The organism is Streptomyces sp. Tu 3180 (assembly GCF_009852415.1).
Classification (GTDB): Bacteria; Actinomycetota; Actinomycetes; order Streptomycetales; family Streptomycetaceae; genus Streptomyces.
In genome coordinates, this window is sequence record NZ_WOXS01000002.1 from 6,833,565 (window position 1) to 6,845,661 (window position 12,097).

The 12,097-nt window shown below is 74.5% G+C and carries 10 protein-coding genes and 2 pseudogenes; 3 read left to right on the top strand and 9 right to left on the bottom strand.

Annotated features, from left to right (window positions below; translation table 11 throughout):
• Positions 1–76 precede the first annotated feature (76 nt).
• The 7 genes and pseudogenes from GL259_RS31340 to GL259_RS31370 form a co-directional block, all read right to left on the bottom strand.
• Positions 77–829: an SDR family oxidoreductase gene (locus GL259_RS31340; protein ID WP_159536639.1), complete on the bottom strand. Its 753-nt coding sequence runs from the start codon at positions 827–829 to the stop codon at positions 77–79.
• Positions 826–1,797, bottom strand: a complete 972-nt coding sequence (locus GL259_RS31345) for a fumarylacetoacetate hydrolase family protein (protein ID WP_159536640.1) — start codon at positions 1,795–1,797, stop codon at positions 826–828. The genes GL259_RS31340 and GL259_RS31345 overlap by 4 nt, the downstream gene beginning before the upstream one ends.
• A 131-nt stretch (positions 1,798–1,928) precedes the next feature.
• Positions 1,929–2,860: pseudogene (locus GL259_RS31350) on the bottom strand (VOC family protein).
• Positions 2,861–2,864: 4 nt separating this feature from the next.
• Positions 2,865–3,884, bottom strand: a complete 1,020-nt coding sequence (locus tag GL259_RS31355; protein WP_159536641.1) for an amidohydrolase family protein — start codon at positions 3,882–3,884, stop codon at positions 2,865–2,867.
• Positions 3,881–5,011, bottom strand: coding sequence for an FAD-dependent oxidoreductase (locus GL259_RS31360; RefSeq protein ID WP_159536642.1), 1,131 nt, complete (start codon positions 5,009–5,011; stop codon positions 3,881–3,883). Before GL259_RS31360 ends, GL259_RS31355 begins: the two co-directional genes overlap by 4 nt.
• A gap of 24 nt (positions 5,012–5,035) precedes the next feature.
• Entirely contained in the window at positions 5,036–6,034 is a 999-nt protein-coding gene (locus GL259_RS31365; protein ID WP_159536643.1) for a cyclase family protein, read from the bottom strand.
• Complete coding sequence (locus GL259_RS31370; protein ID WP_159536644.1) at positions 6,031–7,032, bottom strand: fumarylacetoacetate hydrolase family protein; 1,002 nt, start codon at positions 7,030–7,032, stop codon at positions 6,031–6,033. The genes GL259_RS31365 and GL259_RS31370 overlap by 4 nt, the downstream gene beginning before the upstream one ends.
• A gap of 127 nt (positions 7,033–7,159) precedes the next feature.
• Here GL259_RS31370 and GL259_RS31375 point away from each other — a divergent pair, with 127 nt between their 5' ends.
• Positions 7,160–8,077, top strand: coding sequence for a LysR family transcriptional regulator (locus GL259_RS31375; RefSeq protein WP_159536645.1), 918 nt, complete (start codon positions 7,160–7,162; stop codon positions 8,075–8,077).
• A gap of 153 nt (positions 8,078–8,230) precedes the next feature.
• Here GL259_RS31375 and GL259_RS39025 read toward each other — a convergent pair.
• Positions 8,231–8,377: pseudogene (locus GL259_RS39025) on the bottom strand (substrate-binding domain-containing protein); the annotation flags it as partial.
• A gap of 294 nt (positions 8,378–8,671) precedes the next feature.
• Between GL259_RS39025 and GL259_RS31385 the strand changes: the two are divergent.
• Both GL259_RS31385 and GL259_RS31390 read left to right on the top strand, forming a co-directional pair.
• Entirely contained in the window at positions 8,672–10,501 is a 1,830-nt protein-coding gene (locus GL259_RS31385; RefSeq protein ID WP_159536647.1) for a gamma-glutamyltransferase, read from the top strand.
• 100 nt (positions 10,502–10,601) lie between these two features.
• Entirely contained in the window at positions 10,602–11,447 is an 846-nt protein-coding gene (locus GL259_RS31390) for an inositol monophosphatase family protein (protein ID WP_159536648.1), read from the top strand.
• Here the strand turns inward: GL259_RS31390 and GL259_RS31395 are convergent.
• The gene (locus tag GL259_RS31395) at positions 11,383–12,045 is read right to left on the bottom strand and encodes a hypothetical protein (protein WP_159536649.1); all 663 of its coding nucleotides are present in this window, start codon (positions 12,043–12,045) and stop codon (positions 11,383–11,385) included. The two genes, GL259_RS31390 and GL259_RS31395, sit on opposite strands and share 65 nt — an antisense overlap.
• Positions 12,046–12,097: the final 52 nt, after the last annotated feature.

Below are 12,097 nucleotides of genomic sequence, written 5' to 3' on the forward strand. Positions count from 1 at the left end.
GCGAACCGCAGCGCGGCGGTCCGGCCCCGGCCGCGCGCCGTCCCCGAGGCCGGCGCCCCCTTGCCCGCCGGCCGTTTCACGGCGTCCCCTCGCGCAGCGCGTCGGAGACGGACTTGACGCCGCCGTGCGCGGTCAGCCCGCCGTCGACCGGGATGTCGGCGCCGGTGACGAACGACGCGTCGTCGGACAGCAGGAACACCACCAGCGGCGCCACCTCGCCGACGGTTCCGGTGCGCCCGAGCGGCGTCTCGCGGATGGTGGCCTCGCGGAAGGCGGGCGCGGCGGAGGCGGTCATCCCGGTCTCGATGTAGCCGGGGTGGATCGTGTTGACGCGGATGCCGCGCGGGCCCAGCTCCAGGGCGGCGGTCCTCGACAGGCCGCGCAGCGCCCACTTGCTGGCGGTGTAGGCGACCGGGTAGTGGGCGGTCAGGGCCGCCGAGGAGCCGACGTTGACGACGGAGGAGCCGGGCGGCATGAGCGGCGCGAGGTGCTGGATGCCGAGGAGCGGACCGGTGACGTTGACGGCGTGGACGCGGGCCATGTCCTCGGGGCGTACCTCGTCCAGGCGGGCCCGCCAGGTGATGCCGGCGTTGTTGACCAGGCCGTGCACCCGCCCGTACGACTCCCGCAGCTCGGCCGCCAGTTTGGCCCAGTCCTGCCCGCTGGTCACGTCGAGGCGCCGGCAGCCGGGCGCCCCGGTCACGTCGGTGGCGATGACGTGCGCGCCCTCGCGAGCGAGCGCACCGGCCTCGGCGGCGCCCTGGCCGCGCGCCGCGCCGGTGACCACGACGACCTTGCCGAGCAGCCTCCCGGGACGCGGGTCGCTCACGGCCGCTCCCGGGACCGGCGCCGGCCGGCCGGCAGCGGGACGGGCTCGACACCGGGGACGACGGTGTTGGTGAGGGTGCCGAGGCCCTCGACGGTGAGGGTGACGGTGTCGCCGGGCTTCAGCGGCGGCGGGGTCCGCTCGCCGCGCCGGCCCCACAGCTCGGCGAGGCAGCCGCCGTTGCCGCAGGTGCCCGAGCCGAGGACGTCACCGGGCACGACGCGGGTGCCGCGGGAGGCGTAGGCGGTCATCTCCTCGAAGGTCCAGCTCATGTGGGACAGCAGGTCCTCGCCGACGACCTGCCCGTTGACCTCGGCGGTCATGGCGAGGCGCAGGAAGCCGTCGGCGTCCCGGTGCGGCTCCAGCTCGTCGGCGGTGACCAGGTACGGGCCGAGGGTGGTGGCGGTGTCCTTGCCCTTGCAGGGGCCGAGGCCCACCTTCATCTCGGCGGACTGCAGGTCGCGCGCGGACCAGTCGTTGAAGACGGTGTAGCCGACGATGTGGTCGCGGGCCTGCCCGGGGGTGAGGTCCCGGCCCTCCCGGCCGATCACGGCACCCACCTCCAGCTCGAAGTCCAGCACGGCCGACCCGGGCGGGACCGGTATGCCGTCGCGGTGGCCGTGGACCGCGTGCGGGTTGGTGAAGTAGAACGTCGGGGCCGCGTACCACTGCTCGGGGACGCCGCCGGTGCCCTCCACGGACCGGCGCACCCCCTCCACGTGCTCCTCGAAGGTCACGAAGTCCCGCACCGAGGCGGGCCGGAGCGGGGGCAGCAGCCGGACCCGGGAGACGTGCGGGCCGGGGGGCACGCCGAGGGCCGCCGAGCCGGCGGCGAGCAGTCCCGGGAGCCCGCCGGTCTCCTGGATCAGCGCGGTGAGCGAGGTGACACCGGGCAGGGGGAGGAGGACGCCGTCCCCCTCCACGACCGCCACCCGGCGGCGGCCTCGGTGTTCGTAAGCGGCGAAACGCATGGTGCGGCTCCAGCGGAGTGCGATCAGGACAGAGGGGACGCGGACGAGGCCGTGGCCCACGGCGGCGCGGTCCCGGCGGCCGGCCGCCCGGACGGGGCCGTACTGCCGCGTCCCGGAGCCGGCGGGGCGGTTCAGACCGGAGGGGCGACGAAGACGCCGCGGTCGGGGTCGTTGAAGGACTCCTTGGCGACGAGTTCGTTCATGGGGTTGGCGGTGCCCCACTGGTCGGTGACCTCGGGCCGGGAGAAGTCGTAGACGTGGGGGTGCCAGGTGTCCTCGTCCAGGCACTCCAGCTCGGTGGTGTACTCGACGGTGTTGCCGTGCGGGTCGAGGAAGTAGGTGAAGGTGTTGTCGCCGGCCATGTGCCGTCCCGGGCCCCAGATCTTCCGGAAGCCCGCCCGGATGACGCGACCGGAGCCGCGCATGTACTCGTCGAGGCCGCGCATCTCGAAGGAGACGTGGTGCAGGGAGGTGTGCGGGCCCTTGGCCAGCGCCATCGAGTGGTGCTGGGTGGAGATCCGCATGAAGTGCATGACCTCGCCCATGTGGGGCGAGCTGAGGGTGTCGGAGAGGCGGAAGCCGAGGTGGCGCTCGTACCACTCGCGGGTGCGGTTCAGGTCGGGCGAGTTGAGGACGACGTGGCTCAGCTTGACCGGGATGGCCTCCTTCTCCTCGATCCTGCGGTGCTGCCTCACCTCGACGTCGGCGGAGACCTCGATGGTGCGGCCGTCCACGTCGAAGAAGCGGAAGCCGTAGCCGCCGCCGGGGGTGTCGACCCTGCCCGGCCGGGATATCAGCCGCACGCCGCCCGCGAGCAGTCGCTCGGCGAGGGTGTCGACGTCCTCGCGCGAGGCGGCGCCGTAGGAGACCAGGTCGAGGCGCTTCTCGTCGGCCTTGCGCAGCCGCACGACGTACTGCTCGGGGAGCCCTCGGCGGCGAGGAAGGAGATGCCGGAGTCCTCGGCGACCTTGGTCAGGCCCCAGACGCCGGCGTAGAAGTCGAGTTGCTTGTCGTAGTCGGGCACGGCGAGGTCGACGTGCCGCAGGTGGGTGAGCAGGCGCATGGTGTCAGTCCTTCCTCAGGAGGGCGGCGGCGTTGCCGCCCCGTACGGCGTGGAAGTCGGCGTCGGGCAGGCGGGCGGCGCGCAGTGCGCCGACGGGGTCCTCGGTGCCCATGTCGAAGGGGAAGTCGGAGCCGAGCAGGACCCGGCCGGGGCCGGCGACCCGGACCAGCTCCCGCAGGACGTGCGGGTCGTGGACGAGGGAGTCGAAGTACAGGCGCTTCAGGTAGCTGCTGGGCGGGTGGGCGCAGCCGGCGCCCGCGTCGGAGCGGGCGGACCAGGCGTGGTCGGAGCGGCCGATGTGGGTGGGCAGGTAGCCGCCGCCGTGCGCGGCGATCAGCTTGAGCCCGGGGTGCCGGTCCAGGACCCCGGAGAAGATCAGGTGGGAGAGGGCGACGGCGTTCTCGGTGGGCTGCCCGACCGTGTTGGACAGGTACCAGCGGTCCAGCCGCTCGTCGAGCGTGCAGCCGAAGGGATGCAGGAAGAGCAGTGCGCCGGTCTCCTCGGCCCGCGCCCAGAAGGGTTCGTAGGCCGGGTCGGAGAGTTCGCGGCCGGGGGCGTGGCTGGAGATCTCCACGCCGAGCAGCCCCCGCGCGAGGGCGTGGTCGAGCGCGTCGACCGCGAGCGCCGGGTGCTGGAGCGGGACCAGGCCCAGTCCGCGCAGTCGGCCGGGTGCGGCCGAACAGTGCGCGGCGGTCGCCTCGTTGGCCAGCCGGTACACCTTCTCGGCCGTCTCCTCGCCGGCCCAGTAGTGGTAGTGCGAGGGTGAGGGGCTGACCAGCTGGACGTCCACGCCCTGGGCGTCCATCGCGGCCAGCCGCACGGCCGGGTCGGTCATCCGGGGGGCGCGCTCGCGCACCATGGGGCCGCTGACCGCGAGGGCGGCGGGGCCGTTGCGGCGGGCGTCCAGCGCGCGCGCCTCGGCCCGTTCGGGCCGCTCCTCGACCAGCGCCTCGATCTCGGGAAGCAGGACGTGCGCGTGGACGTCGACGGTGGGAGTGGCCGTCCGGGGCTCCGGCGCGGTCACGGCAGCTCCCGGAGCATGGTCATGGTGCGGGCCATCAGCCCGGGCACGTCGGCGTCGCGCACCCCGTCGAGCTGCCACTGCCCGATCCGGACGGACGCCTCCACGACCGGCCGCACGCGGGAGATCCGCCGCTCGTGATAGGCCCGGAGGAGCGCGTCGTCCCAGGTGTCCGCGGCGGTCAGCATCTGCGTGAGCACCCACGCGTCCTCCAGGGACAGGGCCGCGCCCTGGGCGAGGGTGGGCGGGCAGCAGTGCGCGGCGTCGCCGATCAGCACGACCCGGCCGCGGTGCCAGGACCCCTCGACCAGCATCCGGTCGAACCAGGTGTAGTTGACCTTCGCCGGGTCGGTGATGTGCGCGGTGATCTCCGGCCAGAAGCCGCCGTAGTGCCGGGTGAGGCGGCGCATCTCGTCGGCGTGGGACGCGGGCGGTATCCCGGCGCGGTCGCGGTTGGCCTCGACGACGTACGCGTACAGCGTGGTCGCGCTGGTGGGGCAGTAGCCGGCGATGTACGCCGGGCCGCCGTAGGCGAGGTCGGTGCGGGTCACGCCCGCCGGGCGCGGGGCCGCGACGCGCCAGATGGCCATGCCGGTCGGCTCGGGCCTGTCGGTGATGCCGATCGCGGCGCGGGTGGCGGAGCCGAGGCCGTCGGCGGCGACCACCAGGTCGTAGCGGTGCTCGGTGCCGTCGGAGAGCCGGACGCGGACCCCGTCGGCGTCCTGGTCCAGGATCTCGGCGGTGGTGCCGAGACGGACGGTGGCACCGCTGGCGCGCACGGCGTCGATCAGGATCCGCTGGAGCCGGGGGCGCTGCATGCCGACGGCGGCGGGCAGGTCGTCGCCGCCGGTGCGCAGGTCGTCCTGGACGTGCAGGACGGTGCCGTCGGGAGCGGTGATGCCGACCGAGCCGAAGCCGAAACCGGATGCCTCCACCTGCTCCCAGACGCCCAGTTCGCGCAGGACGCGCAGGGCGTTGCCCTGGAGGGTGATGCCGGAGCCCGCGGTGGCGTTCCAGTCGTCCTTGGCTTCGGCCAGGTCCACCGCGAGTCCGGCGCGGCGCAGCAGGACCGTCGCGGCGTTGCCGGCCGCGCCACCGCCGATCACCAGGACCGTACGGGCTGTGCTCATGGAGGAACTCCCTTGTTCCGGTGGTTACTTGACGGCGATCGGGTTGACGGGGGAGCCGACCGCGCCGGTGATCGGCAGGGGCGCGGCGGTGAGCCAGAACGCGTACCGGCCGTCGTTCGCGCAGTCCTCGGCGAGCGCGTCCAGGTCCCACATCTCGCCGATCAGCAGGCCGATGTGGGGGATGGCGACCTGGTGCAGGGGCTGGAAGGCGTGCTCGAACTCGTTGGGCCGGACCTCGAAGCCCCAGGTGTCGGTGGCGATCGCGGCGATCTCGGTGCGGTGCAGCCAGCCGGCCGTGGTGAACGACAGTCCGGGGGCGGGTCCTCCGGCGTACTCGCCCCAGCCGTCGCGGCGCGCCCGGGTGAGCCGGCCGGTGCGGACGAGCAGGATGTCACCGCGCCCCACCCGCACGCCGTGCGCCTCGGCGGTCGCCGTGAGGTGCTCCTCCGTGATCGCGAAACCGTCCGGCAGTTCTCCCCCGCTCCCGGCTTCGCCCGAGCGGGAGGTGCCCCCGCCCTCGCCGAGGACCCGTCCGACGTCCAGGAGCACACCGCGTCCGGCGACGTGCGGGGCCATGTGCTCGACGCCGGTGACCAGGTCGCCGTCGGAGGTGACGACCTTCTCGGCCCGGCGGCCGTTCCACGCCCTGCCGTGGTCGAAGATGTGTCCGAGCCCGTCCCACTGCGTGGAGCACTGCAACGGCATCGCGATCACGTCGTCGGCGCCGCCGATGCCGTGCGGCAGCCCCTGGTTGCCCAGCGCGGCGTCGGTACCGGTGTCGAGCATGGTGTGCACCGGGTTGGTGCGCCGTCGCCAGCCCTTCTGCGGGCCGTTGATGTCGAAGCGCTGGGACAGGGAGAAGCTGACGCCCCGCCGGACGAGCGCGGCGCCCTCGCGGCGCTTGGCCTCGTCGAGGAAGTTGAGGGTGCCGAGCACGTCGTCCTCGCCCCAACGGCCCCAGTTGGAGCACGCCTTCGCGGCGCGGGCGATCGAGCCCTCGGGGTCGGTGCGGTCCGGGATCACCGGGCCGCCTCCGCCACGCAACGGGTGCGCTGGGCGCCGAGCCCGGTGATGGAGGCGTCCATGACGTCGCCGTCGCGCAGCAGCCGGCCCCAGTGCATGCCGTTGCCGGCCGGGGAACCGGTCAGCACCAGGTCGCCGGGCAGGAGACGGGCGGTCTGCGAGGCGTAGGACACCATCCGCGCCACGTCGAAGACCATGTCCTCGGTGGACTCGTCCTGCATGGTCTCGCCGTTCAGCCTCAGCGTCAGCCGCAGGTCGCCGGTGTCCGGGACCGAGGCGGCGGGCACGATCCACGGGCCGAGCGGCGTGAACCCGGGGGCGTTCTTGCTGCGCAGCCAGTCGGTGCCGATCTGCGGCATGTCCCGGCGGAAGACGGTGGCGCGGTCGGTCAGGTCGTTGGCGATGGTGTAGCCGGCGATGTGGTCCGGGGCCTGCTCGACGGACACCCGGTGGGCCGGGCGGCCGATCACCGCCGCCAGCTCCAGTTCCCAGTCGGGCTTCTCGGCCCAGGCGGGCAGCACGACGTCGTCGTACGGTCCGGTGATCGCGCTCGGCAGGCCGACGAACACGTACGGCAGGTCCTCCGCCGCCCGCCGGTCCATGATCTCCGCCGCCTCCGCGCGCCGCTCCTCCTCCGGCCGGTCATCGCCCGGGGCCCGGTGCGCGACGTGCAGATCGATGACGTGCCGGCGGTAGTTGGCGCCGGACTGGAACACCTGGCGCGGCTCGACCGGCGCGTGCACCCGGAACTCCGCCAGCGGCCCGCGCCGCGGAGCGCCGTCACCGGCCAGCGCCGCCAGCCGCGGCAGCACCGCGTCCCAGTCGTCCAGGACTCCCCGCATGGTCAAGTCGGCGTCGCCCAGGGCCGGTCGAAGGTCGATCACCTGGGCGTCGGGGGTGACGAGAGCGGGGAAGGCGGCCCCCTCGGGGGCGGAGAGGGTGGCGAGGGCGAAGGGTCCGGCGAAGAGGGCGGACGCGGCTTCAGGTTTCACGGACATGTCCTCCTGACTGCGGTGGCACTAATCTGGACCCGCCGCCAGCGATCACGGAAATCAATTCCATGGATGGTGATCATCCGTCGGGTGAATTTCCGCAGGTCGTCGCCCGACAGCCAGGGAAACCGCCGTGAATCTCAGTCGCCTCGACCTCAACCTCGTCGTCGCCCTGCGCGCCCTGCTGGAGGAGCGCAACGTGACCCGCGCCGGGCAGCGCGTCGGTCTGAGCCAGCCGGCGATGAGCGCGGCGCTCTCGCGCCTGCGCAGGCACTTCGACGACGACCTGCTGGCCCGTGTCGGCGGCCACTACGAACTCACCGCCCTCGGACAGGTCCTCCTCGACCGCGTGTCCACCGCGTACGACCTGCTGGAACGCCTCTTCGCCAGCCAGGCGAGCTTCGACCCGGCCAAGGAGAGCCGTGAGTTCAGGCTCGTGGCGTCCGACTACGCGGTCGCCGTCTTCGGCGCCGAACTCGCCCGGGTCGTGCACCAGGAGGCCCCCGGCATCCGGCTGCGGTTCGCCCAGACGCCGACCACCGTGGTGGACGCCACGGACACCCTGCTGAGCACCACCGACGGCCTGCTCATGCCGCACGGCGTGGTCAGCGACTTCCCCGCCACCGACCTCTACCAGGACCGGTGGGTCTTCCTCGTCGCCGAGGACCACCCGAGCGTCGACGACCGGCTGACCCGGGAGGACCTGGCCCGGCTGCCCTGGGTCACCTACCAGCGCACCTACGACGCCCCGGCCGTCCGGCAGCTCGGCATGCTGGGCGTCGAGCCCCGCGTCGAGGTCTCCGTCGACAGCTTCCAGCTCATGCCGCTGCTGGTCGCCGGCACCCGGCGCATCGCCCTGATCCAGGCCCGCCTCGCCCGGCTCCTCGCGCCGCTCGCCGCCGTACGGGTGGTCGAGCCCCCCTACGAGGCGGTACCCCTGCGGGAGGCGCTGTGGTGGCACCCGGTGCACACCCACGACGCGGCCCACATCTGGCTGCGGGAGACCGCCGCCCGGGTCGGCAGCCGCATGGCCGGCGTGACGGAGGCGTGAACCGCGCACGGCCGCAGGAGCGCGGAACCATCCACCGGCTGGATCGAAGGCATCCGGTACATGGATCGTGCCACCGGTGGGCAGCGGGGCGGCGGGAGGGCGTCATCGTCCCGGGTCGTGCGCACCCGCGTGTCCGCGGGGGGAGCCGCCGGCCGTGTCCTCGACGAGGTGGCGGCCGGCCCGTCCGCCCGTCGCGGTGGCCGGCCGGCGCACCGAAGTGAGGGGCACGACGGCGGGGGCGGCGAACTCGATGCCGTCGTACCCGGCCACGGTGATGTCGCCGGGCACTCCGGGTCCGGCCTCGCCGGCACTCCGCCGGCCCCGGCCCGGTCCCGCCGCGTACGGAAGCCACCGTCACGAGGCCTCCGTGAGCGGCGTCGTCACCGCCTTCCGGCGGCAGGACCCCGGCACCCACGTCGATTCCGACGGCACCGGCACCCCGCAGGGGGACTTCCCGGCAGGCTCCGTGCAGGGCGCCCGTGCGTCAGGGGGTTCCGGCACCCGACCGGGTGTCCACCGGGCTCGGCCGGACGGGGTAGCGTCGGTGCCGTTGTCGGACCGGCCGACCGGCGTACACGAACACCGAGGGCAGACATGCAGTTCACGACGCGCCCCACCCTGAGCGGCACCTTCGGCATGGTGTCCTCCACCCACTGGCTGGCCTCGCAGTCGGCGATGGCCGTGCTGGAGGACGGCGGCAACGCCTATGACGCGGCCGTGGCCGGCGCCTTCGTGCTGCACGTCGTCGAGCCGCACCTCAACGGCCCGGCCGGAGAGGTGCCGATCCTCCTGGCCCCGGCCGGCGGCGGGGTACGGGTGCTGTGCGGGCAGGGCGTCGCGCCCGCCGGGGCGAGCGCCGCCCACTACCGGGGACTCGGCCTCGGCCTGGTCCCCGGCACCGGACCGCTCGCCGCAGCCGTCCCCGGCGCCTTCGACGCCTGGATGCTCCTGCTGCGCGACCACGGCACCAGGTCCCTCGCCGACGTCCTGAAGTACGCCGTCGGCTACGCCGAGCACGGGCACGCGCCCGTGGAGAACGTCAGCGCGACCGTGGAGACGGTGCGGGAGCTGTTCGAGACGGAGTGGACCTCCTCGGCCGAGGTGTACCTGCCCGGCGGCCGGGCGCCGCGCCCCGGCGAGCTCTTCCGCAACCCCGCCCTCGCCGCCACCTGGAAGCGGCTGCTGGCCGAGACCGCCGGGGCGGGGGACAGGGAGGCGCAGATCGACGCCGCGCGGGAGGTGTGGCGCACCGGGTTCATCGCCGAGGCCCTGGTCCGGCAGGCCGCCCGCCCCACCCTGGACACCAGCGGCGAGCACCACACCGGCACGCTGACCGCCGCCGACCTGGCCGGCTGGTCCGCGGCCTACGAGGCCCCGGTGACGTACGACTTCGGCGACTGGACCGTGTGCAAGGCGGGCCCCTGGAGCCAGGGCCCGGTCCTGCTCCAGCAACTCGCCCTGCTCCCACCGGAGTTGCCTCCCTACGGCTCCGCCGACTACGTCCACCTGCTGGTCGAGGGCTGCAAGCTCGCCATGGCCGACCGCGAGGCCTGGTACGGCGACGCGGCCGAAGTGCCGCTCGACGACCTGCTGTCGGCGGAGTACAACGCCGAACGGCGGACCAGGATCGGCCCCCGCGCCTCCCACGACCTGCGGCCCGGCAGCCCCGGCGGCCGCGTCCCGCGGCTGAGCGCCCACGCGCGCCGGGCGGCCACCGGCGCGCCCGGCCCCAGTCCGGTGGGCGCCGGCGAGCCGACGGTCGCCAAGCTGCCGACGTCCCCCGTGCCGGGCGAACCCGAGGTCGCCGGGGACGGCTCCACCCGCGGCGACACCTGCCACCTGGACGTCGTGGACCGCTGGGGCAACATGATCGCGGCCACGCCCAGCGGCGGCTGGCTCCAGTCCAACCCCGTCGTCCCCGAGCTGGGCTTTCCGCTGGGCACCCGGCTCCAGATGACCTGGCTGGAGGACGGCCTGCCGAACACGCTCACCCCGGGCCGCCGCCCCCGGACGACCCTCACGCCGTCCCTCGCGCTGCGCGACGGGGTGCCGGTGATGGCGTTCGGCACGCCGGGCGGCGACCAGCAGGACCAGTGGCAACTGCACTTCTTCCTCGCGGTCGCGCTGCGCGGGCGGGTGCGCGGCGGCCTCGACCTCCAGGGCGCGATCGACGCACCGAACTGGCACAACGACAGCTTCCCCGGCTCCTTCTACCCGCGCGGCATGCGCCCCGGCAGCGTCACCGTCGAGGCCCGCACGGACCCCGCGGTGGTGGAGGGGCTGCGGCGCCGCGGCCACGACGTGACGGTCGGCGACGCCTGGTCGGAGGGCCGGCTGTGCGCGGTCGCCCGGGACCCGCGGACGGGCGTCCTCTCGGCGGCGGCGAACCCGCGCGGCATGCAGGGCTACGCGGTGGGCCGCTGACCCCGCACACCTCCGGTCCGGCGCCCCGTCTTCACGCCGGTTCCACCCGGAGTACACCGGGCCGGTGGGGAACGTCAGCGGAGCGTGGTGTCATGGGGGCATGATCAAGGACAGCGAAACCATCGACGAGTTTCTCGCCCGGCACGCCCACGACGTGGAGGAGTCCGTCCGCAAGGCCGCCGCGCAGGAGATCATGCCGCGCTGGCGCCGGCTCGCCGAACACGAGGTGGAACTGAAGGCAGGCCCGCACGACCTGGTGACCGACGCCGACCGCAAGGCGGAGCTGTACCTCACGGAGGCGCTCGCCGCCCTGCTGCCCGGCTCGGTCGTGGTGGGCGAGGAGGCCGTGCACGCCAACCCGGCGTCGTACGAGGCGATCCGGGGCGAGGCGCCGGTGTGGATCGTCGACCCCGTCGACGGCACCCGGCAGTTCGTGCACGGCGACTCCGGCTTCTGCACCCTGGTCGCCCTCGTCCGGCGCGGAGTCCTGTACGCCTCCTGGACCTTCGCCCCCGCCCGCGACCAACTCGCCACGGCCGTCCGGGGCAAGGGCGCGTACCTCGACGGCGAACGGCTCCACGCGGGCTCCCCGGAACCCGGCCGCGACCTGCGCGTGGCCACCTCCCACCCGGACTACACCACGGACGAGCAGAAGCGCGCCCTGCTCGGCCTGTGGACCGAGGGCGTGGCACCCCGCTCCTGCGGCTCGGCCGGACTGGAGTACCTGGCCGTGGCCCGCGGCGAGTCCGACGCGACGGCCTTCTCCTGGGAGGCCGCCTGGGACCACGCGGCCGGCCTGCTCCTCGTCGAGGAGGCGGGCGGCACCCACCTGACCCGCGCGGGCGAACCCTTCCGCATCACGGGAGGCAACACCCTCCCCTTCACCGCGGCCCGCGACGCGGCCACGGCCCACCGGGTGGCGGGGTTGCTGTCGGACGGAGCCTGACCTCCAGATCGGCACGGCCGCCGGAGGTGTCGATGCGGAGGGCGACGACCTCGAACTCGGTCACCGTACCGACCGGCGGCCAGTCCTCCGTCCGCGGGGGCAGCCCGCCGAGGTCCACGAACCCCCGGCCGGGCCTGCCGGCGTCCACCACCGGACCGGTGCGTCCGGGACCCCACGGCAGGGCGGTGACCGTGCCGGTGACGACCGTGCCCTCCGGCAGCGGGCCGGTGCGGTGACGCGTGAAGCGGCGCTGCCGTCTCGCCGAGTCCCACGCCCGCGCGAGCGCGGCCTCGCCGACGTCCTCGGCGTCCCCGGGCACGCGGACCCGGCCGTCCGTGAGCACGCCGTACACGGTCTCGCGGAACCGCACTCCCCGCGCGCCGAACCTCTCCCGCACGAGCGCGAGGCCGGCACGGGAGGCGGCGACCGAGGCCCCGCCGTCCGGGGAACCGGCCACCTCGGCGGGCGGATGTCCGGCCCGCGGTACCGGCAGGGAGCGCTCGAACACGACCTGGCGCCGCGCCCGCCCCTCGTCGTCGGGCTCGTACCAGTACCGGGCGCCCTCCTCGAGCACCGGGAACCGCAGCCACCGCGTCACGCCCCGGACGCTACCCGAGGCCGGGGGCCGTCGGCGCCCCGGCATATCCTGA

Excerpts from the sequence above, each read along its gene's own strand:
- GL259_RS31345 (WP_159536640.1), bottom strand. The coding sequence starts at position 1,797 with ATGCGTTTCGCCGCTTACGAACACCGAGGCCGCCGCCGGGTGGCGGTC.
- GL259_RS31360 (WP_159536642.1), bottom strand. The coding sequence starts at position 5,011 with ATGAGCACAGCCCGTACGGTCCTGGTGATCGGCGGTGGCGCGGCCGGC.
- GL259_RS31370 (WP_159536644.1), bottom strand. The coding sequence starts at position 7,032 with ATGTCCGTGAAACCTGAAGCCGCGTCCGCCCTCTTCGCCGGACCCTTC.
- GL259_RS31385 (WP_159536647.1), top strand. The coding sequence starts at position 8,672 with ATGCAGTTCACGACGCGCCCCACCCTGAGCGGCACCTTCGGCATGGTG.
- GL259_RS31390 (WP_159536648.1), top strand. The coding sequence starts at position 10,602 with ATGATCAAGGACAGCGAAACCATCGACGAGTTTCTCGCCCGGCACGCC.